At 40.4% G+C, this 21,870-nt stretch carries 18 protein-coding genes; 10 read left to right on the top strand and 8 right to left on the bottom strand.

Features of this window, described 5'->3' with window-relative positions; all coding sequences use genetic code 11:
• The first annotated feature begins 146 nt into the window (after nt 1-146).
• The 7 genes from Q4600_RS04835 (at nt 147) to Q4600_RS04805 (ending at nt 11,618) form a co-directional block, all read left to right on the top strand.
• Nucleotides 147-1,814 carry a cobyric acid synthase gene (locus tag Q4600_RS04835; RefSeq protein ID WP_303513511.1) on the top strand — a complete coding sequence of 556 codons (1,668 nt, stop codon included), beginning with the start codon at nt 147-149 and terminating at the stop codon, nt 1,812-1,814.
• Nucleotides 1,811-2,446 carry a cob(I)yrinic acid a,c-diamide adenosyltransferase gene (cobO, locus tag Q4600_RS04830; protein ID WP_229369364.1) on the top strand — a complete coding sequence of 212 codons (636 nt, stop codon included), beginning with the start codon at nt 1,811-1,813 and terminating at the stop codon, nt 2,444-2,446. The genes Q4600_RS04835 and cobO overlap by 4 nt, the downstream gene beginning before the upstream one ends.
• A gap of 1,133 nt (nt 2,447-3,579) precedes the next feature.
• Nucleotides 3,580-4,632 carry a porin gene (locus Q4600_RS04825; RefSeq protein ID WP_303513251.1) on the top strand — a complete coding sequence of 351 codons (1,053 nt, stop codon included), beginning with the start codon at nt 3,580-3,582 and terminating at the stop codon, nt 4,630-4,632.
• A gap of 34 nt (nt 4,633-4,666) precedes the next feature.
• Nucleotides 4,667-7,804 carry an ExeM/NucH family extracellular endonuclease gene (locus Q4600_RS04820; protein ID WP_303513249.1) on the top strand — a complete coding sequence of 1,046 codons (3,138 nt, stop codon included), beginning with the start codon at nt 4,667-4,669 and terminating at the stop codon, nt 7,802-7,804.
• A gap of 63 nt (nt 7,805-7,867) precedes the next feature.
• Complete coding sequence (locus Q4600_RS04815; protein WP_303513246.1) at nt 7,868-10,477, top strand: endonuclease; 2,610 nt, start codon at nt 7,868-7,870, stop codon at nt 10,475-10,477.
• A 205-nt stretch (nt 10,478-10,682) separates the two neighbouring features.
• Nucleotides 10,683-10,919: a hypothetical protein gene (locus Q4600_RS04810; protein ID WP_303513243.1), complete on the top strand. Its 237-nt coding sequence runs from the start codon at nt 10,683-10,685 to the stop codon at nt 10,917-10,919.
• Between the two features lie 63 nt (nt 10,920-10,982).
• Nucleotides 10,983-11,618, top strand: a complete 636-nt coding sequence (locus Q4600_RS04805) for a Type 1 glutamine amidotransferase-like domain-containing protein (protein WP_303513241.1) — start codon at nt 10,983-10,985, stop codon at nt 11,616-11,618.
• 87 nt (nt 11,619-11,705) lie between these two features.
• Here Q4600_RS04805 and Q4600_RS04800 read toward each other — a convergent pair whose 3' ends face one another.
• Together Q4600_RS04800 and Q4600_RS04795 are read right to left on the bottom strand one after the other, a co-directional pair.
• The gene (locus Q4600_RS04800; RefSeq protein WP_102526125.1) at nt 11,706-12,275 is read right to left on the bottom strand and encodes a LemA family protein; all 570 of its coding nucleotides are present in this window, start codon (nt 12,273-12,275) and stop codon (nt 11,706-11,708) included.
• A 19-nt stretch (nt 12,276-12,294) separates the two neighbouring features.
• On the bottom strand, nt 12,295-13,356 hold the full coding sequence (locus Q4600_RS04795) for a hypothetical protein (RefSeq protein WP_303513238.1): 1,062 nt from the start codon (nt 13,354-13,356) through the stop codon (nt 12,295-12,297).
• Nucleotides 13,357-13,510: 154 nt separating this feature from the next.
• Between Q4600_RS04795 and Q4600_RS04790 the strand changes: the two genes are divergently transcribed.
• The 3 genes from Q4600_RS04790 to Q4600_RS04780 all read left to right on the top strand — a co-directional run bounded on the left by Q4600_RS04790 (nt 13,511) and on the right by Q4600_RS04780 (nt 14,886).
• Nucleotides 13,511-13,891, top strand: a complete 381-nt coding sequence (locus tag Q4600_RS04790; RefSeq protein WP_229369358.1) for a VOC family protein — start codon at nt 13,511-13,513, stop codon at nt 13,889-13,891.
• Nucleotides 13,892-13,893: 2 nt separating this feature from the next.
• Nucleotides 13,894-14,367, top strand: a complete 474-nt coding sequence (gene ybaK, locus Q4600_RS04785; protein ID WP_303513235.1) for a Cys-tRNA(Pro) deacylase — start codon at nt 13,894-13,896, stop codon at nt 14,365-14,367.
• 234 nt (nt 14,368-14,601) lie between these two features.
• A complete protein-coding gene (locus Q4600_RS04780) occupies nt 14,602-14,886 on the top strand; it encodes a hypothetical protein (protein ID WP_102526129.1) in 285 nt (94 codons plus the stop codon).
• Between the two features lie 187 nt (nt 14,887-15,073).
• Here Q4600_RS04780 and Q4600_RS04775 read toward each other — a convergent pair whose 3' ends face one another.
• The 6 genes from Q4600_RS04775 to Q4600_RS04750 all read right to left on the bottom strand — a co-directional run bounded on the left by Q4600_RS04775 (nt 15,074) and on the right by Q4600_RS04750 (nt 21,760).
• Entirely contained in the window at nt 15,074-16,126 is a 1,053-nt protein-coding gene (locus Q4600_RS04775; protein WP_229369352.1) for a DUF4339 domain-containing protein, read from the bottom strand.
• Nucleotides 16,127-16,208: 82 nt separating this feature from the next.
• A complete protein-coding gene (locus tag Q4600_RS04770) occupies nt 16,209-16,628 on the bottom strand; it encodes a GYF domain-containing protein (RefSeq protein ID WP_102526131.1) in 420 nt (139 codons plus the stop codon).
• Between the two features lie 262 nt (nt 16,629-16,890).
• Entirely contained in the window at nt 16,891-18,603 is a 1,713-nt protein-coding gene (locus Q4600_RS04765; RefSeq protein WP_303513230.1) for an RluA family pseudouridine synthase, read from the bottom strand.
• Between the two features lie 410 nt (nt 18,604-19,013).
• Entirely contained in the window at nt 19,014-19,394 is a 381-nt protein-coding gene (locus Q4600_RS04760) for a VOC family protein (RefSeq protein WP_102526133.1), read from the bottom strand.
• A 105-nt stretch (nt 19,395-19,499) separates the two neighbouring features.
• Nucleotides 19,500-20,351 (bottom strand): subclass B1 metallo-beta-lactamase, encoded by an 852-nt coding sequence (bla, locus tag Q4600_RS04755; protein ID WP_303513226.1) that lies wholly within the window; start codon nt 20,349-20,351, stop codon nt 19,500-19,502.
• Nucleotides 20,352-20,452: 101 nt separating this feature from the next.
• The gene (locus Q4600_RS04750; RefSeq protein WP_248954891.1) at nt 20,453-21,760 is read right to left on the bottom strand and encodes an AarF/ABC1/UbiB kinase family protein; all 1,308 of its coding nucleotides are present in this window, start codon (nt 21,758-21,760) and stop codon (nt 20,453-20,455) included.
• Between the last annotated feature and the right edge of the window lie 110 nt (nt 21,761-21,870).

Below are 21,870 nucleotides of genomic sequence, written 5' to 3'. Positions count from 1 at the left end.
CATCATAAACAGCAAAGCATGAAGGATGATTGGCATCAATGAGCAATCGAGAAAACTCCCCCCTGGCTGAAGACGAAAAAGTCATTAGCGAGTTTAGTAATGATGTTACAGATCATAGTTATCTGGCTGGGGCGGCCTCAACCTTAATGGTGCAAGGTACAACTTCAGATGCTGGTAAAAGCACCTTAGTGGCTGGCTTGTGTCGGCTATTTGCCAGAAAGGGCACTAAAGTCGCGCCATTTAAACCACAGAATATGGCATTAAACAGTGCTGTGACAAGTGATGGTGGTGAGATTGGTCGCGCTCAGGCGCTGCAAGCTGTGGGTTGCTACCTTGAACCTCATACCGACTTTAATCCTGTATTACTGAAGCCCAGTTCAGATACGGGCGCGCAAATTATTATCCACGGTAAAGCGCTATCCACACTTGAAGCCAAAGCCTTTTTCGGGCCAGAAAGCCGTAACTATAAGTCGGTTGCAATGAACGCGGTATTGCAGTCGTTTGAACGGCTAACTTCTCAGTATGAAATGGTGATTGTTGAAGGTGCAGGCAGCCCTGCAGAAATTAATTTACGCGAAGGCGATATTGCTAATATGGGCTTTGCTGAAGCAGTAGATTGCCCTGTGATTATTATCGCTGACATTGATAAAGGCGGCGTATTTGCTCACCTAGTTGGTACATTAGCGTTATTAAGTTTGTCTGAGCAAGCGAGAGTTAAAGGCTTTGTGATTAATCGCTTTAGAGGTGATATTAGCTTGTTACAGTCAGGCATTGATTGGCTAGAAAGTTATACCAATAAACCTGTGTTAGGCGTTTTACCTTACCTACATGATTTACATCTTGATGCAGAAGATGCCCTGGTTGATGCTCCTAATGCTTCCGTTGATGCTCCTAATTCAGACTTATCTATTGATGAGTCTTCACCAAGCTCATCGAATCAGTTGCAAGCGCAACAGAAAATTAAAGTGCTGGTATTAGTGTTTCCACGAATAAGCAATCATACCGACTTTGACCCTCTGAGATTAAACCCTTATGTGGACTTTCAATATGTGAGTATGCAAACCCAAGCGAGTAATAAGCTGTTTCCAAGTGCCGATCTTATTATTCTTCCTGGCAGTAAAAATGTCCGCGCCGATTTAGCTTTTATGTGTGATCAAGGCTGGGATAAAGCAGTCAATCGGCACTTACGTTATGGCGGTAAAGTCGTTGGGATCTGTGGCGGCTATCAGATGTTAGGCGTGCAGATTGACGATCCAAGTGGTATCGAAGATGTCGCTGGTAGCAGTAACGGCCTAGGATTAATTAACATGACGACCGTGCTTAGCGAGCATAAAACCCTTAAACAGGTCAGTGGAGAATTAACCTTGGATGGCCAGCTGGCTAGTGTCAATGGCTATGAAATCCACTGTGGGCAAAGCGAGTTCATTAACCCAAATGATAGTCAGCCTTTATCTTTGCAGTCGCAAGAGAATACTGGAATTGACGATGTTGCTAAAACAGAAACGGCAACTAAAACCACAACTAAAACCACAACTAAAACCACGACCAAACCCGCAACGACAACTACAACCACAGCCGTTGCTGGTCAAGTCTATTCAGAAGGTTGTGTAACCGCAGATAACCAAATTTTGGGCACTTATGTTCATGGGCTGTTCGATAGCCCAACAGCGTGCCAATTGATATTAACCTGGGCAGGGTTAGCACAGGCTCAAACGGTGGATATCAATCAGATAAGAGAGCAGCAATTAGATAGATTAGCTGATGTGCTAGAAGCGCATCTTGATATGGACAAATTAACAGGAAGTCTTGCATGACACAGTCTGACAATAACTTAGATAACAATGAAGCAGCAGATACTAAAGCTGAGCGTCATAAAGCGCGCCAGCAAAAACTCAAAGAAGGCGTAGATGCAAAAATTGCAGCGGCTCAAGAAGAGAAGGGTATTTTATTGGTGCTGACAGGTAACGGTAAAGGAAAATCAACATCCGGTTTTGGCGCGGTAACCCGTTGTGTTGGCCATGGACAAAAAGCTGCAGTGGTTCAGTTTATCAAGGGTGGCTGGGAGTGCGGCGAACGTAACTTACTTGAAAAAGTGGGTGTTGAGTTTTATGTCATGGGCACAGGTTTTACCTGGGAAACTCAAGATAGAGAGAAGGACGTTGCTGCAGCTGAGTCCGCTTGGCTAGACGCTGAAAAGTTACTCAAAGATGAATCTATTAATATGGTGTTACTTGATGAGTTAACCTACATGGTGACCTATAAATATATTGAATTAGCACGTGTTGTAGAGGCACTAAAGAATCGTCCTAAAATGCAGCACGTTATTATTACAGGCCGTGCGTGTCACCGTGAAATCATCGAACTTGCAGATACGGTTAGTGAAGTACAACCCATCAAACATGCCTTTAACGATGGCATAAAAGCCCAACTGGGTTTTGATTATTAAGACAGTGAGCATGAATTCATAGGTGTCGTTGAGTCGTCAAACTCACTTAACGGCATCTATGACTAGGATTATTTTCATATACCAATTTTCACTGCCATCACCCATCACCCATCACCCATCACCCATCACCCATCACTTTCTCCTATTACTTCCTTCAACTATCACTTCCTTTTTAGTTAGTACTGTACATTGTGAGCTCACTTTTATCGCTTTTTATTGAATATTTGGGTTTGAATTTATATGAGCCTCAGTGATGCTTCATGTTAAATAAAAGTTGATTCAGGTGTTTTTATGCATTTTTGGGAGGATGTTAATTTTAATTTGTCTAAATTCGATTTTGAACGGCTTGTTTTATTAGCTTACCTTTATCAATCACTCGGATTTAGACCTTTAAAGTAACGCTTTGTATGAAATTGTATCTTATTTTAAATATGTTTTAATTTTTATTTGTTCTCTATTTTGTACTGTTTTTAGTTGTGGTGTGATTTTTATGTTTTACATTGTTTTTAATTAGACCCTTGTTTCGGTTGGTTTTTATTGGTTTATGTTTTTAGCTGTTTATTATTTGCTGGTTATTTGTTTTTTGTGGTTATTAATGTTTAACCTTATTGTTCTGTATATTGATAAATGACTTGTCTGTAACCGTATCGTCATATTGGTTTTAAGTTTATGTAATGTAAGTGGTATTTTTGTTTTGTTAAATTAATTGGCGGTATTGTTTTTGTGATGTGGCTCGTGTTGGTCGCCTTGCTATGGCGCTGTAACTTACTTAATATTCTAATGTTGATTAATTCTGGTTGCTGTGATTGATAATTAAGCATGTGTTGCGGTTGTGTAAAATTAGTTTGTGGGAATGCCTAATACATAAATATTAGAGCTCATCCGTTTAAATATAATTTTTATTTACATTTTGATTTTTGAGTATTTTGAAATGTTGTCATTTTTACAAATGAACATGCTTCCGTTTGTTTTTCATTCTTGAATGTCTTTCGCCTGATTTTATATGAGTTTACTTGTATGGATAACCCTTTAGATATTCTTATCGCCGATAAATCAACCTCACATTAATAATAATTAAGTCAGAATCCAACCTACAAGCTAAAGGTTGAAGTTCACTAATGGAAATAAACGCGATGCTTAGAAAAACTACAGTTGCAGTCGCATTGGCCTCTTTATTTTGTATATCAGCAGCTCAAGCTGCGACATTACAACAAGAGGACAATGGCGATTACCTAGATTTATACGGTGAAGTGGGTGTCGGAGGTCATTTCGGCACCAATTCAGATTATAACCACGATGAGTTTTACGATACCAAAGGGTATGTAGACGACAGCTTTGCCACTATGGGCATTAAAGGGCAACGTTCAAACTACATCTACCGACTAGAGCTGGATTATCAACGCAGAAATTGGCTTGGTGGTGACGGTGAATTTGAGTTGGCTATTGATAAGTTATATGTCGGTTATGTGTTTGACGACAATCATTGGATTGAACTTGGCTTAACCGATACCGCATTTGATGAATATGATCACTTTGGTGACTTTACCTTCAATAAATCGGTAGAAACGGGCGAAGCTGGCGATCAAGAAAACACGGTTAAATACGAAGCTAAATTCGAAAACCTTGTTTATGGCGTTTCATATTCTTATGAAGGTAAACATAAGAACGGATCACCACAAGGCGATATCGTTAATGGTTATGTCGGTTGGATGACGGATGTAGTCTCTGTTGTTGCAGGTCTTGAGACTCGTGGCGGCTCTGAAGGTGAATCTAAGTATGGCGAGCAACAGTTATTTGGCTTAGGTATGCGCGTACAACTGACTGATGATATTGCATTAGGTTTAAACGGTTTTATTGAAGATGAAGACTTAGCCACTCGCAAAAGTGGCGATGTGCACTTAGCTTATGAAACTTTCAGAAACTATGGTGTGACCCTTAGTGGTAAATACGACCTAACAGAGTCGTGGGAAATTATTGCGTCTGCAAACCATGAGCAATATGAAAGCTGGGATGTAGAAAGCCCTAACTACGACTATACCGGTTTGCCCGCTGAATATGGTAAAGACCGTCGTTGGGCGAGTGTCGGCTTTAATTATCGTCCTACCAGAGACATCGTATTGTCTGTTGAAGGCCGTGTTGGCGAAGCCCCAGAAGCCGGATATGCGTACGCACGCATGTATTTCTAGTTTCATTTCCAGTTTAAAAAATATCGAGTTTACTATGAAGAAAACTTTTCTCTCACTGGCCATTGCCAGTGTTATCAGTGTCAGTGCTAACGCAGGCGTTAATGATCTACTGATCACTGAAATGGTACAGAAAAATTATGGAGCTGAAGTCGGCTCTGTTGAAATCACCAATACCCATGCTACTGAGTCATTTACGTTTACCGATGATACTGCCGCATTTATGTGGGGTAACGGTAAGTACGAAAACCAAATGCTTGCAGCTGGTGGTGCACCGCTATTAACGGGTATTACCGTTGAAGCTGGCAAGTCTATTGTGGTAATTAACGCTGCAGCTTCTGACGAATATAAGAAAATTATTACTGATAATGGTGGTGATTTTGTTATTGGTGAAGGCAATGGTTCAGGGACGTACAGCGACTTTTACCTGAGTGGTAATGACGGCTTTTATATCAAAAACGGTGATACCATCATCGATCGTGTTGGCGCAGCCGATAACACCAGTGTTTGGGCTGAAGACACCACATTACGTCGTCGCCAAGACAGCGAAGGCAATGCTCCAGCACCTTCAAGCGATTTTGATGCTTCTCAATGGGAAGTCATTAGCCCGCTAGATATGAGCACTGTCGGCACCCCAAACCTTGCTGAAGCATTTACCCCATTCTTTTGCGAAAATTTAACAACAATCAGTGAAATTCAAGGTACTGGTGGTGAATCACCATTAAAAGGCCAGAGTATTGCTGTACAAGGTGTTGTCACTGCAGTTGTTGATATTCCTAAAAAAGGTTTCTACTTACGTGATGAAGTTGCTGATGGTAACCCATTAACTTCTGATGGTATTTTTGTTGAAAGCGGCAATGCTGATAGCGAACTTGTTGGTCGTACTGTATGTCTCGGCAGTGACGTTGCTGACAGTTACGGTCAAACGCAGTTAAGTGCTGAAAGCTGGGAAGTGACTAATAGTGCTTACACGCCAACATTAGCGACAGATCTTGAAATGTTAGATTCAGACGATGGTTCTTTTGAAACCATGCTTGAACGTTATGAAGGTATGTTAGTTAACTTACCTGAAGATATACGTCCACAAGCTGACGGCGTTCATGACATGCGAGTATCGCGTAGCTTCAGTTTTAACTTCGATAGCTTCCGCAATAACATGACTTTGGCATATTTACGTCCTAATATGCAGCCAAATCAGCTTAATGTAGCCGGTTCGCCAGAATCTGTAGCAGCAGCTGCGCAAAACGATGATTATCGTTTAGTCATTGAAAGTGCAACAAAAGCTAGTAATGATGTTATCCCTTACTATCCTAACTTTGGCATTGCACCACAAGATAATTATGTTCGCATCGACGACAGTGTCGTTGGTATGGAAGGGGTTATTAGTTACACCTTTGGCAATTACAGCCTAACGGTAACTAACGAGTTAACCAGTACCAACTTTATCCATAATTTGCCAAGAACAGACAGCCCTGATATTGATGAAACGGTTGCAGATGACCAGTTTGCTATCCGTATCGCCAGTCAAAACTTGTTCAATTACTTTAATTCTCCATTTGGGGGCGATCAGAACCAGTTTGGCCAAAGCCGTGGTGCTGACACTTATAACGAGTTCATCCAACAAAAAACCAAGTTAGTAGAAGCGATTCGTGCGTTAGATGCTGATGTTGTTGGTTTGATGGAAATGGAAAACAATGGTTATGGTTTAAAGAGTGCTGTTGCTGACCTCGTCAATGAAGTCAACGTGTACTACAACGATGAGTACGCGAATAATCATGACAAGCCTTACTCAACTGAAAATCGCTATGTGTTTGTTGGTTTTGACCATAACGGCAATGGTGTTTTAGACGAGTTAGATGCATTAGGTTCGGATGCAATTGCAACTGGCATTATTTATCGCCCGAGTAAGTTAAGTATTGAACGTACTCGCGTTGTGACAATGCCACAGCAAAAAGCGCCGACTATCGTTAATGATAACAATGAGGTTATCAAAGACGGTAGAGATGAAATTTTAGAAAGTGGTCAAAACTATCATCGTGATGCATTGGTTGTGACCTTTGTGGTTAACCAAACCGGTAAGCGTTTAACGCTTGCGGTTAATCACTTTAAATCTAAAGGCTCAACATGTTGGGAAGATTGGCAAGGTGTTGAATTTGGCGATGCTACTACATGGACAGATGATGCTCCAGATTTAGATTTCCAAGGTTCATGTGCAGAGTTCCGTAACTCTGGTGCCGTTCGTTTAGCTGAAGAACTTAAAACGGTTGAAGGCGATCGAATCATCCTAGGTGACCTTAATGCTTATGCGAAAGAAGATCCTTTATTAGTATTAACAGAGAATCCTCGTAACAAAGCCCTAATGACTGCAAGTCATACTTTTGTCGGTACTAAGCCACAGTTCAACACTGATGGATCACCAGTAGCGATTACAAGTAGTTATGGTTATATCGATATTATCTCTAAAGTTTTTGAAGAAAAAGGTAAAACACCTTGGAGTTATTCATATAACGACGAAGTGGGTTCATTGGACCATATCTTAATCTCACCATCGCTTGAAGATCGTGTGATCGATGCTTCGGATTGGCACATTAATGCTGCTGAATCTAGCCTTTACGATTACAACAATGAGTACAAAGGTGATTACGATAACGAAGTGAATAAGTTCTTTGCTGAAGATCACTTCCGCTCATCAGATCATGATCCAGCATTAGTAACGTTAAGTTACTTGCCAGGTGAGGCTGATTCAAATCGTCCAATCCATTTAACCAATCTTAATAAATTGATGAAAGTACCGTATCAGATCCCTGAGTCTGCTGGTGCGATGGCAGGTGATATTGCCATGATCAAATTAACACCAAAAGATGATGAAGCTAAATTGGATTTGAGCCAATTAGTTGAGCCAAATGTGGTGTTAACCCAAGACGGTGAAACGTTAATTAACTTTGAAGTGTTTGGCGCCCCATCTGCACGTTACACAGCCAAAGTATACCTTGAGCGTGATGGCAATGTAGTTGAAGGTTCTAAAGTTTCTCTAGATTTAGAAGTAGCAAGTAGAGATGCATTAGTTGCTGAAATTGTTGAGGAAAAACACGATGGTAGTGGCGGAAGTACCGGGCTGTTGAGTCTTCTTGGTTTATTTGGGTTTGCAGCGCTGCGTCGCCGTAATCAAAAATAAGTTCAATCCCAGGTGAGGTGTTAGCAAAGGCTACACCTCACCATCTAACAATAAGATAAGACTATGAATAATAAAATTAACGCAGTCGCTAAGGCAGTTACCCTATTGCTAGCAACAGCGTCTACAGCTGCACATGCTGATCTGGTCATTACGGAATACGTAGAAGGTGGTGGTAGTAATAAAGCCATCGAAATATCTAACCTTGGTGACAGTAATATTGATCTTGATGCAGCGCAATATGCAATTACGCTGTATTCAAATGGCTCTACTGAAGCCGGAAACTCATCAATACTCACTGGAACTTTAGCCCCAGGCAGCAGCATTGTTTATCATAATGGCAGTGCTGATGATGCCTTTAAAGTAGGGATTGAATCAACAGTCACTTACTTTAATGGTGATGACGCTTTACTGCTAACTAAAGACGGTGTTGTCATTGATCGTTTTGGTAAGCTTGGTGAAGATCCTGGTTCTGAATGGACCGACGCTAATGATGCAAATTTCTCTACTAAGGATAAAACCTTAAGACGTAAGGCTAGTATTACCACTGGTGATACCAATGCATCTGCAGACTTCCCTGGAACTGATAACCAGTGGGTTGTGTTTGATAAAGACACAAGCGACGGTTTAGGTTGTCCTGGTGAAGGTGCTTGTACTGCTGAACCTGGCGTATTAATTATCACTGAATATGTTGAAGGTGGCGGAAGTAACAAAGCGGTAGAACTTTCGAATGTGGGTGGCAGTAGCATAGATTTAGATGCTTCCGTTTACACATTGAGTTTATATGGCAACGGCAGTACCGATGCTGGCAATACTGAAACTTTAACGGGCATTTTAGCTGCTGGCGAGAGCATTGTGTTCCATAACAGTAGTGCAGACGATGTTTTTAAAGTCGGTACAGAATCAACAGTCACTTACTTTAACGGTGACGATGCACTAGTCCTTTATAAAGACGATGTGGTTATCGATCGCTTAGGTAAGTTAGGTGAAGATCCAGGGTCAGAATGGACAGATCCAAACGACCCTGATTTTTCGACTAAAGACAAAACCCTTCGTCGTAAAAATAGCATTACAGCAGGTGACACAGATGCTACTGCTGCATTCCCTGGTGACAATAATCAATGGGTGACCTTTGATAAAGACACTGCCGATGGACTAGGTTGTATGGGTGAAAGCGCATGTGGTAGCACACCTGTAGATCCTGAGCCAGAGCCAGAAGGTCCTTGTTCTGGGTGTGATGAGTTAACCCCTGTCGCAGATCCCGCTACCTTTGATGCCAATGTTTACTACACCAACGTACTTAGCGGCAGTTTTGATGATGCTGAAGCAATGAAAAATGCGATTTCTGTCGCTATCACTGCAGGTCATACACAGTTGAGTTACAAGCAAGTGTGGACAGCGTTGACATACTCAGATGAAGATCCATCTAACAGCAGTAATGTTATTGAGCTTTACACGGGTTTATCAGTGTCTAAGCAAAATAACGGTGGCAATACCAGTGACTGGAACCGTGAACACGTTTGGGCTAAAAGCCATGGCTTCCCAAGTGAGTCTCAGTTAGGTTACACAGATGCTCACCATTTACGTCCAACTAACGTAAAAGTAAATTCTACTCGTAGCAACTATGACTTTAACGAGTGTAGTGATACAGGTACTGAAGTTGCTGATGCTCCTGGTAACTATCTTGATGCAGGTGCTCGTTGTTTTGAGCCAAGAGATGCAATCAAAGGTGATGTGGCGCGGATGATCATGTACATGGATACACGTTACCAAGGTAACGACAGTAACATGCCTGATTTGATTGCTGTTGATCGTATTACCACTGCTGATGAGGTCTCAAACAATGATCCACTGCATGGCAAGTTGTGTACACTTTATGACTGGCACCAACAGGATCCTGTTGACGCAAAAGACATAACGCGTAACGACGCGATTTACCAATATCAAGGAAACCGTAATCCATATATTGATTACCCTGAGTGGGTACAAGAAGTGTATGGGGATCAGTGTGGCGATCCAATAAACCCAAGCTTAGATGTTGATGTCGTGATTGAGGCACCAGAGCAAGTGAATGAAACTGAAACGCTGGTTCTTGATGCATCGGCAACAGTGGCTGAAGATGGTTCAGACTTAACCTTTAGCTGGGAACAAACAGCAGGCCCAGAACTAACATTTGACGGTTCTGCAGCTATTTTGTCTGTGACTGCACCAGAAGTTAGTGTAGACACACAAATCGCGTTTACCTTAACTGTCAGTGATGGCATGTTAGAAACGACGCAAGTTGTAGCTGTTACTGTTGTCAATGTGCCTTTGTCATTTGATATTAGCTTTAGTGGCAACACTGAACTCAATGAAGGCGATAGCACTGTTATTACAGCTGCAATTGCTGATGAACCTGCAGGTTTAGTGTATAGCTGGAAACAAGTATCAGGTGCTGATGCTGAATATAGTGCTGATGGCTTGGTATTGAGTGTGACAGCGCCAGAAGTAACAGTTGATCAGGCTTTGGTGTTTGAGCTTGTCGTGACTGATGGTGACGAGCAATTTACTACCTCTGTAAGTGTTAACGTTAATAATACACTAGATGAAGGCTGGACTAAGCCTGAAGGCGCGGGCAGTTTAGGTGCTGGTTTACTAATGCTACTTCCTCTGTTATGGCGTCGTCGCCAATCTTAATTCATTATTGAGGGTGTATAGCCCTAACGATAATTGAATGGTTAAAAGCCAGTTGTGCAATGATTTGTACAACTGGCTTTTTTGTATAAATGAGTTAAGGGATACAGTTTTAGCTTGTTGCTCTTTTTCGTTTGCAATGTATTATTTTACCATCTGTGAGCTTCCGTAAACGTGATTGTCTAATAAGACATACAAGGATAAAGACATGAAAACCATGACTTGCAAACAACTTGGTGGCGCTTGTGAACACGAGTTTCACGCTGCAACTTTTGAAGAGATGAAAGCCCTAAGTAAACAGCATGGGATGCTGATGTTTCAACAGCAAGAACCAGAACATATGAAAGTGATGGCTGAAATGTCGCACTTAATGCAAGATCCAGCAGCAATGAAAGTCTTTATGGAAGAGAAACAAAGGCTATTTGACTCAATAACAGAAGATTAGTAATCAGAATTGAAATAAGAATGGAAACTAGATGAGCCATACTGAACAGGACGTTAATGGACAATGAACCTTGTACTACTAAGTAATACAGCTTCTTTAGAAGCGATGAATGCACTGACATTTTTTATTGGTAACTTATCAAAGGATTTGTTGTCATTACCGGTGATTTATATTGCATCTCAGCCTGATCCTAAGCGAGTGTATTTTACTCCTATTAAGATTATGTATCAGCAACTAGGTTTTAAGCAGGTTGACTATATCGAGCTCGAGGATGGTTTTCAGGCTAATGCGTCAACACTATTAGAAAAAGCAGGTTTAATTCATCTATCTGGTGGTGATACATACCGTTTTTTAACTGGGTTAAAGCAACGCGGTATTGATAAGCAATTAAGGTGTCTTGCTGAAGAAGGTACAGCGATAGTTGGAGTGAGTGCAGGGGCAATGATAATGACGCCGAGCATAGATTCAGCAATACTTTGTGGCGATCAAAATACAGTCGGTTTAACTGATACTAGAGGCTTACATTTAGTGTCATTTTTAATAGTTCCTCATGTGAGTGGCCCCATTAGTAATCTGTCAGAAATAGAAACATTTAAGTTGCAAAGCGACAATGAGTTATTGCTTTGTAAAGACACCGATGCTGTGGTTATTAATGGAAATAAGCAACAAACGTTCGGTACACCCATTTGGCTAAAATAAGTTTTTATTATCATTAAAGCTTTTAAATAATAAAGGGCTTAAATGAGTCAATTTAAGCCCCGTGCTTACTACAAGGTGTAATGCTAGCTAGAACTTTGGCTTATATTCAAAAGCAGCTTGGGCTTTGCTGTCAGTAAAGACTTCAATGACCTGCTTTTTATTGAACATACCGTTAACCATATTATTCGGGAAAGCTTGAATACAGTTATTAAAATTAGCCACGTTTTGGTTAAAGATACGAACTGCAGCACCGACATTTTCTTCTTGTTCTGTAATCTCACTCATGAACTTTGAGAAAGACTCTGATGCTTTAAGTTCTGGATAGGCTTCAACCGCGACATTAATACCTTTAATCAGCTCCTGTGAGGCTTTATCAACATCACTTTGTAACTTAGTGTCGATGTTATTGTCTTGGAGTGCGTTTATCCCTTTACGTAGTGCAGTAATCTTCGGCAGTAACTCCATTTCATAGTCTTTATGCTCTTGTAACACTCTATCTAATTCTGGAATAATTCTGCTACGTTGCCTTTCTTGAGTTAATACGTCAGCCCAACCACGCTGAACGGCATTGTGCTCTTTAACAATGGCATTATAAATACTGAAAATAATGATCGCGCCAAGGATAATTACCGCTAAGAAAATATAAGACATGTCCATGATTTTTCCTCTATGAAGCTTAAGTTGTGTGCTTAATAAGTTGATTAACGAAGCCAAAGATACTGTTCACTGTGAACAGTGATGTGTCATTTAGCAACTCTTGTTTGAATTTCTCAGGTGTTGTGATGTCATATTCCATTTCGGGATTAAGCAAATTAGTGTTGTGCTGATTAATCAATAAACTGCCATCATGTGCAAATTCGATAGTTACATTTTTGAGTTTATGGCTAAGTTGCTCACAAGCAATCACGACAACGGGTTCAAGAAATTTTGCTGCGTCAAACTGAGAATCTGCTTGCACGCGAAAGGACTTTTCAAACTCTCTAGAAGCTGGCATAAAGCTTTGTTGCCATTGTTTGGATAATCTTGATTCACTTAACACTAAATGAGTGGTCTTATTAATTGGGGGAAATATTACACCTTGACGATAGTAATGGTCATAGACAGTTCTGGTGCGAGTACGCGTACCGCCTTTACCATCTGATTCAGTATAGGTCTCAGTTCTTCTGTCGACATAATGATGATAAACCACACTGGCGCGGATTAGTCCAATATCTGAGTGAAAGTCAATTTCTTTGCCCCACTCAACATCTTGCGAGTGATTTCCTCGGTTAAAGTCGACAAATTTATTTTCTGCATTATTGAGAAAAGCAGCGTCGCAACTACGCATATTATACAGATGCTTAAGGGTTTCATCTCTTATGAGTGTGGAGACTTTTTTAAGTTTCGTACGGCGTGAAAAGTATATTGCTATCGCTGATATTAGACCGACAATGCAAATAATAAAAATGCCAAAATCAAGTTCAGAATAGCGATAATAGCTTCCCTGTTGCTCAAGATAAAACCAATAAACAACGGCTGATAAAAGGGCGATTAATCCAGCGATAAGTATGTTGCTATTCTTATAAGATAATTGATTTGGATAAGCGATAGCACTATCTAGTGCCTCTTTGACGACATCAATAGATTGAGAATGAATCACTTGGGATTTAAGCTGCTTCAAAAAAGCGCTTAATGCCTTATTGTTCGCGGGTTTCTCACTAGACTCGTTGTTAACATCTGCGACAGGCTCTGATGACATTGTACGTCCTTGTTTAAATTGACAGGGTTATATTACAAGGCAAATTTATAGTGTAAAGTGCTGTTTTATATAAATTTGATAAATGAGTCAATAAATTGAAACAGATTGATACAGATATCTAGTGATGTCGTTAATTATTTTCAAAGGGAGCTTTATGGCTAAGTTACACCGTTTTGATCATATCCATATTTACGTTGAAGATAGAGCGAAAGCGTTAACTTGGTATCAAGAGGTAATGGGCTTTGAACCTGTAGCACCTTTATCTTTTTGGGCGGTAGATAATGGCCCTTTAGTCATTGCCCATGATGATTTACATCTGGCGCTATTTGAATCAAGTGCTGCTAAACGTACTACCGTCGCCTTTGGTGTCGATGCCAATAATTTCAGCCTTTGGCAACAAAAGTTAAGCGATAATGAGGTTCAATTTAATGTAAGCGATCATCAAATTACCTGGTCGATTTACTTTAGCGATCCCGATGGAAATCCTTATGAGATTACCAGCTTTGATTATGATGAAATTGCTAAGGCTAACTGATAATGACACCAGCGATTAATCTAGCGAAAAAGAACAAGGTACTCCATCAAGTGCTGTCATATCACCACGACCCAGCAGTGGCATCATATGGAAATGAAGCACTTGATAAGTTAAAGCTGCCAGCAGAGAGAGTATTCAAAACCCTTGTTGTTCAGCTAGACACCAAAGAGTTAGTCGTGGCTGTTGTACCGGTGCTTGGAATGCTTAACTTGAAGTTTCTTGCTAAAACCTTAGGGGTTAAAAAAGTGCTGATGGCTGACAAAGTACTTGTTGAGAAAACCACGGGTTATGTATTAGGTGGGGTCAGTCCATTAGCGCAAAAGAAACGCCTCAGGACAGTGATTGATCAATCTGCTGAACACCAAGCACAAATCTTTGTGAGTGCAGGAAAAAGAGGACTAGAAATCGGCTTATCTGCGCAAGACTTATTAGTGTTAACCCAGGGTGTTTTTGCGTCGATTGCTGAGGTAAGGTAAGCGCTTGCCCGTTAATGAATAACTCATTAGTTATTAACGATTGTGTTTAAGTGTTCATGTTTAATTCTTGTTGAGTATCATAAGCGAAATTAATCACTATCAGATTATTGTCCCATATGTTATTAAGTCTATAAGTGAACTTTGTTTAACATCTTGCTGCTTAGTTTGATTAATGAGTTGATTAAGCTGAACTAAGCCATTGTCATTACAGTATGCATTCCTCAGGAAATAAATATGAATTTAGATAAGTCTAAAAAAAGAATCGCTAAGAAAGTCAAAGCTGGCTTTAAAGGCTACCCACTGATCAATATTATCTATCAGGGAAAAACAGCTGATATTGCCGAAGAGGTTGTGGTTGAGTTTATATTTGAGGAAGGTGCTGAAGCGCAGCAGGAAAAATTTAAAAGCACTGCTGATGCAAGGCAAGATGAAGTGATTCAAACGGCCCTGATTAAAATTATTGATAGAGCTGATGCGAGCACAGTAACTGAGTCAGATGGCGTGATAGTGGTTAATTGATTGCTAGTTAGTATATGTATCAGCTTTAGACATCAAAAAAGGCTTATCGCAAGATAAGCCTTTTTGTTTAATCTATACATCAGTTTGACTTTCAAACACAGATTTCTGCACGAGTACGATTACTACAACGTATTAAAACGCTACTTTGAAGAGACAATTAAGAAGCCAATTCTTAAGAAGCCAATTTTTAAGAGGCAATGTAATGAGTGCGTCTTCTACGACGTCTCATACGACCTTCTTTTTCTTCTTCAGTTTCCTCTGCTGTTCCATCATTTGCTGAATCCGCAGATTGGTCAGTTTTAGCTGTCGTTTTTTCTTCTGTACTCGCCGCCAGTTGATCTACATCATCCGGCGTTTCGGACTTTTTTTCATTTCTCTTAGTGTCCCCCTTGAAGACAGACTTAATGATACTTGTTACACCGCCAGTAGTTCCGGCTGTATCATCAGCTTTGTCTTCAGAGATATCTTCAGAAAATTCAATTTTATCAATTTTCGGTTTAGGTTTTTTAGGGGCGACTGCCACTGGGTCAAGGCTTTTAGTCGCACTAACCGTTTTAGCAGCAGTTAACTCTGCAACTGCGTTGTCTTCTTCAGCAGATTTAAGCATGCTTTCTGCAAGTGCTTTTTGGATCTGGTTGCTGATTTCAGACACGTTGTCTGGCGATATGCTGCCATTGTCTGCTTTAGCAGGCGAAGGAGCAGCCACTGGTGCAACCGTTGGTGCACTTATAGTGTTAGTGTTCTCAGCGTTTTGTTTTGCAACGCGTTGATTGAAGTCAGTAGAGACTTCATTCACTTCAGTTTTGGCAATCGATAGCGCTGAAATCAACTCATCAAATGAACCTTTGAAAGTGTTGTATTTACTTTCAAAAGGATCAATGTTTGATTTAACTTCATCAGTTAAATTGATGGTTAATTTTTTGTATGTATTGATTTCTTGTTCGAATTCAACCAGAACACCTTTGGTAGACAGTACGCTTTCTTCCATGCTAGCGACTTTTACTTGTAGTGCCTTTTCTTTGGCTGCAAATTCTTCAATTAATGCTTGAGGAATCAATGCTGGTGGAACCATTGCTGGCACAATGTGGGCAAATTCTTTAATGCAACTTACCGGCTTCCATTGTGTAAAAGAAGGATGCCAACCGTAACAGTCACCATCTTTCAATAAGAATTCTTTTGCTTCAACTTCGTTTAACGGCCCTGTTACTTGACCATTTTTGGAAAAATACCATTTTTTCATAGTCGTATTCTTTTTATTTAGTTAACAACAATTGTCATATGCTACTCAGATTATTAAGTATTTAAGTCGGGTAAAACTTAACTTAACCTACACCTGAAAGTGTTTTCTGAAGGGCAGCATATTGTTCATTAACGCTACGAAGCGTCGCTTCTACTTTTTCGTTCAATTCTTTGGTCGTGACTTTGTAACGGCTCGAATCTCGTCCAATATCTGACATTGAAGAATTAATCGTTTTTAGTGTGTTATCAATTCGACCTAAAGCAGAATTGAGTTCACGTTCTTTTGCAGTAAAACGTTCAATCAACTGCTGTGGGATCTCCGCAGGAGGCGGTGGCGGAGACACAATGATGTCAAATTCTTCTACATGACTCACTGGCACCCATTGTGCGTAAGACGGGTGCCAAGCATAGACATCAGGATTTGATGCGATAAATTTATTGGAATCAGCTAAGCCCAAAGGTCCACTGATTTCACCATTATTTGAGAAATACCACTCTTTCATAGTCCACTCTTATCCTTAATAGTGTAGTAAGCTAATGTTTTTATGAATACAATCAACAGCTTTTGGTGATTTCAAAAATACAACGAAGGAAAACGTCAGCTCGCAGGGTTATTGTTTATAAAACCGTATATCATACGAACTGGTTACATTAACTTATATTGGTTAACATATCTACTTAGAAATAGTTAATTTTACAAGTTTTTGCACTCAGATAGGGCAGCCATTTTTTTTGACTATTAAATGGCTGTTTGAAACGGTTGTTTTATTCGAAGTTGGCGTTTACTTCGAATGTCATTGGCTGATTGGAGTGTGGGTGGTTAAGTGATAAAAACTGGGCGTGTAAATGTAAGCGCTTTTCTGTTTTACCATACAAATCATCACCTAAAATTGGCATATGTAATCCGTTATGATGCGCACAATGAACTCTTAATTGATGGGTTCGCCCTGTTTTTGGATAAAGGTGTACCAAACTAGTATCGTTTTCGATAGCGACTTTCTGCCAAAATGTTTCAGCATGCTTACCGTGTTCATAGCATACCAGCTGCTTTGGCCTATCATCTAAGTCCACCCTAAGAGGTAAGCTGATAGTGCCACTTTCTTCTGTTAACACACCGTCAATTTTTGCAATATAACGTTTAGTCACCGTTCGGTTAATAAACTGCTGAACTAAATGTTTATTCGCTTCTTTAGACAGTGCGATAACCATTAATCCTGAAGTCGACATATCGAGGCGATGCACGATCAAAGGCCCAGTCGCTTGTGGAAACCTTTGTTTCATTCGGCTAAAAACAGAGTCGCTGATGTTTTTTCCTGGCACTGATAAAAACTCTGCTGGTTTATTGATGACGGCGATGTAGTCATCTTGATAAACAATTGGCAGCTCAACCCCTTCGGCTGGATTCGTCAGTAAGGGGTTTTCATCTACGTTCATACCATCAAGCATATGACCCAATATAGGACGGCACTTACCGTGACATGAAGGGTAATAGTTTTGGTGTTGTTTGATCTCTGATTTTGGCGATATTCCCCACCAAAATTCAGCCATTACAATAGGAGTTAATTGGTGCTTAAATGCATACTGGAGTAACTTAGGGGCCGCGCATTCCCCCGCAGCAGCAGGTGGTTGATGATTCGGTGCGTCTTGGAAAATATCACTTAAGTCGCGACACTCACCTTTGATATTTAAGAATTGATATTGAGCAAATAATTTTTGCTGCAGTGCATTTGACACTTGTTTGCGTTGCAGCTTCAATGCATCAATTTGATTGGTTAATTCATTGAGTCGTTGTTGAGCTTGAGCAATGTTAGTATCGGATTCATGTTTTAATGCATTTAGCTGATGCTTATCGTTAACGCTTTGCCTACTCATCTCAATGGATAATACGGTTTGCTCAGAATCAGTTAGGCCAACTAAGTTGTTACGTTTTGCTTTACGCGCTTTTCGGTTCTCAATCATCAACTCGCGATGTTGAGCTATTTGTTGTTCGGCTGCTAATTTTACGCTGGTATAAGTTTGCTCAAATTCGGTTAATTGAGGATTTGATTCTAGCGCTTTTAGTTTATGGCTTATTAGGTTTATTTCTTCATACTCACGCTTAAAGAAGCTATCACTACTTAGCATGTCGAACACTGGCGGAACAAAATGGGGCAAGATATTTTGATCGGCAATTTTCCCTGAAAAACCAGCTAAAAAACCTATTTTTCCTTGGTTGTTTTTAACGACCAATACACCAAACATTTTACCAACAGGCTTTAGTTTTGTCTTTTGTCGCTGTTGAGGCAAATCTGTTTTATCTTCAAGACCAAAGTTATGTACCCAGTCTGTTTGCTGAGTAAGGTGGCGCTGTAATTGCTCTGCAGCCATGACAGCAAGAGGGTGAGGCTGATAATAAAACGGGAAAGTAAATTTGTTTGGTAAAGGAATATCAGCAATCGATTCATTGAACTGATTAAAAAGGGGATCGAATTGTGACATGAAGGAAAGCCTTAACCGTTTTACTGTTGATTAGCTAATCTAAGTAGCAAGAGTAGGGATATAACATTATGGATAAAGCCATTGTTAATCATTAAAACGAACACTGATGGCTTTGTAAGCCTTTTAACCGTTCGATTATGGCAAATTATCTTGTTAATTATTACGCTGCATAAGTTTACCTTGATTGATGTCAAAAGGCATTAGTCGCGGCTTAAGAAAAGATCTTTCAAGCGCAGGTTTGTTATGGCGTTAGTGCTGTTAACTAGTTCTGTTAACTAGAATAGATGTTGGATTAAAGAAACGTTAGCTAGAGACGTTAGCTAGACACCCTAGCAAGAGACGTTAAGCTAAAGAGAAGCTAGAATAAAGCCATGGGATCACGACTTTATTCTATTGATATAAATCAGGTGTTATTTAGGGCGGTAAAGTACACAAATTTTGTTACCTGCAGGATCGCGTAAGTAACCTAGAAATAGTGGCCCCATTGGTGATTCTCGATAACCTGGCAATTCTTCACAGGTGACGCCACCATTAGCAAGCCCTGCAGCATGCCATGCAAGTGCTTGTTCTTCATTCGCAGCTGAGAAACCAACTGTGGTGCCATTACCATGGCTTGAGCTTTCACCATTGATAGGCTTAGTTAACGCAAAGACACCTGTTTCAGTGACATAAAAGCAGCGCCCTTTCGGATCAATCGTACCTGGTGCGTGACCTAATGCTGCTAAAGTGGCATCGTAAAACGCCTTTGATGTGTCGATGTCGTTGGCGCCAATCATAACGTGACTGAACATAGTTAACTCTCCGTGTGTTTTATCAATTTGGATTTTAGGAAATCCAGAGGGGTTATTTATTTTTTATACATTGTTTATATTACTGTATTTGTTGTAAACGCTGTCTTAGTGCTGTTCTGCGTGTTGCTCAAGCAGTGAAATAGTATGACTGAGGAGTTGTTTATCTCCCATTTTTCCATGGCCAGGAAGCACTCTGTCGGTGTCTGTAAATTGTGTTTGTAATTGCTTAATTGAGAATGGCCAAGCGTCTAAGTCAGCTTCACCGTAATACCCTAAACTTTTACTGCCAAGGCTTTTGACTAAGCAGCCACCATAAAGCAATTTGGATTGAGGAAACCAGACTACCAAGTTATCAACCGTGTGACCCGCACCGACAAAATAGACTTCGGCTTTAGACTCTACAAAGTCGAATTGACCTGCTTTAAAGCTATTTGTGGTGGTAGGTTTGCCTGCTTGTTTAAGGAGTTTATTCGTATGTTCAGATGCATAGGTTGTCACGCCGATTCGGTTTAAGTAATCCACCCCCGCAGTGCGATCTTCATGTGAGTGCGTTGATACGCTGGCCGCTAAAGTGAAGCCTTGATTTTCAATCCAACTGACTAGTTTGATCGTATCAGCCTCACTCCATGGGGTATCTATTAAATAGGCTTTGTTATCATCAATTAAAACGAGTCCGTTAGAACCGACAAATCCGTATTGCTGGGTTTGCATAAAGGATTCGTGGACAAACAATGTGTCTGATAAAGGGCTAATGCTTAACTCGCCTTTAACTTGCAAGGAAGGCTTTTCTGTTTCTTTATCTGCCTTTGGGGTTGCTTTGGCTGACATTGACAACAATGTCGTGGCTAAACAAGCGCTGAAGCAAAGTGAAATAAGTAACCAGTTAATAGATTTGCGAGTGGTTCGGTTGAACATAAAAATACTCAAATGATGAAAGGTCGTGTTTAATACTGCCATAATTTACCCAGATTAGAATATCTTGTCGGTATTAAACCTTGTTAATTTGCCATTAGACTTAACTCAAAAGCTGCACTTGTTAGTTGCATTCGGTCACCTGTTCATTGATGTTTTAAAAACAGCTTTTGAACGTTAACCTTTGCTTTTATGCGTGAGGCTAGTAAGTATATTCCGGCTAATTTCCGATGAACAAAAATCGCATCAGTAGGTGGCGTATGCCATTCATCTGGCTTGGTACTCATTGATTTAGCGGCATCAGTGACGCGTTTTGCAAGGTTACTGGTTTCAAAGTCATACTCTCCGTCGCATCGCAATGGTTCACAGGCTTGGTGGAAAATATCAACGATCAGTTGTTGCTGCTCTATGGTGATATTTTTTTGAAAGAAACCGATGTCTGAGGCCGCTTGTGTCATTAACGCTTTGTCACTGGTCATCGCCCCTTGCATGAGTTTTCGGTAACCTGCAGACAGGTCATCTGATATTGAACGAGTGGCACCAAAGTCCAGTAATACAATCTTGTCACTTTGGCTTTGGTACATAAAATTGGCAAAGTTAGGATCTGTTTGTACTAGCTTGAACTCGAATAGCTCGTCTAGAAATAGTGCCAATAATTGGGTGGCGACATTGTCCCTAATGCTTTGCTCAAGCTTAGCGACATTTTCAATGGCTTCACCTTCGATAAACTCCATGACTAAAATACTGTCCGTGCTTAATGACTGGTAGATTTTAGGTACAATAAATTGTTCATTACCCGCAACCCATTGCTGGTATTGCGTTAAAAGGCGAGCTTCGTATTCATAGTCGGCTTCATGATGCAGTTGAGCTTTTGCTTCTGCGAGTAATTTATCAAATTGCACATGGTCTGGAATCAGCTGGGCGACTTTTAGTAAGGTAGCAACGTTATCAATATCGCTATCAATACTGTCTTTAATGCCTGGATACTGGATTTTAACCGCTAGCTTTTCCCCTGAATCTAAATAAGCAAGATGCACTTGACCAATTGATGCTGCGGCAAAAGGGCGCAGTTCAAATTGGGCAAATGGCGATAACCAATCATTTCCCCATTGTTGCTTGAGTATTTCGACCAATTGTTTATGAGGCATGGCTTTAGCATCATCACGCAGCCTTGCCATGATTTCACTTAATTCTGCGGGTAATAAGTCCCCAGTGTCCATTGAAATCATTTGGCCGACTTTCATCGCAGCGCCGCGAAGTTGGGCGAGCTTTTCTGCTACTTGAGAAATATTTTTAGGCGTAAGAACCAGTTCTTGAAGTTTAGGTGATTGGCCTTTACTGAGCTGCTTTGCCCCTTCCAGCAATACATTTCCAGCTAAACGTGAGGCAAGACCACCCATTTTACTCAGTCTGGAAAAACGACTACTTGGAACTTTGGCTACTTCTTTACTCATAGTGACAACTCATTTTGAAGGAAAGTGAGGTACTGCTGAAGACTCATTCTTCATCTATTTGCTTCAATAATACGGCTTATTAAGAATACGTGGTTAACTGGATTTAGATC

Source organism: Shewanella sp. 2_MG-2023, from assembly GCF_030548905.1.
Taxonomy (GTDB): Bacteria; Pseudomonadota; Gammaproteobacteria; order Enterobacterales; family Shewanellaceae; genus Shewanella; species Shewanella electrodiphila.
This window is presented reverse-complemented; position numbering and strand designations above follow the sequence as displayed.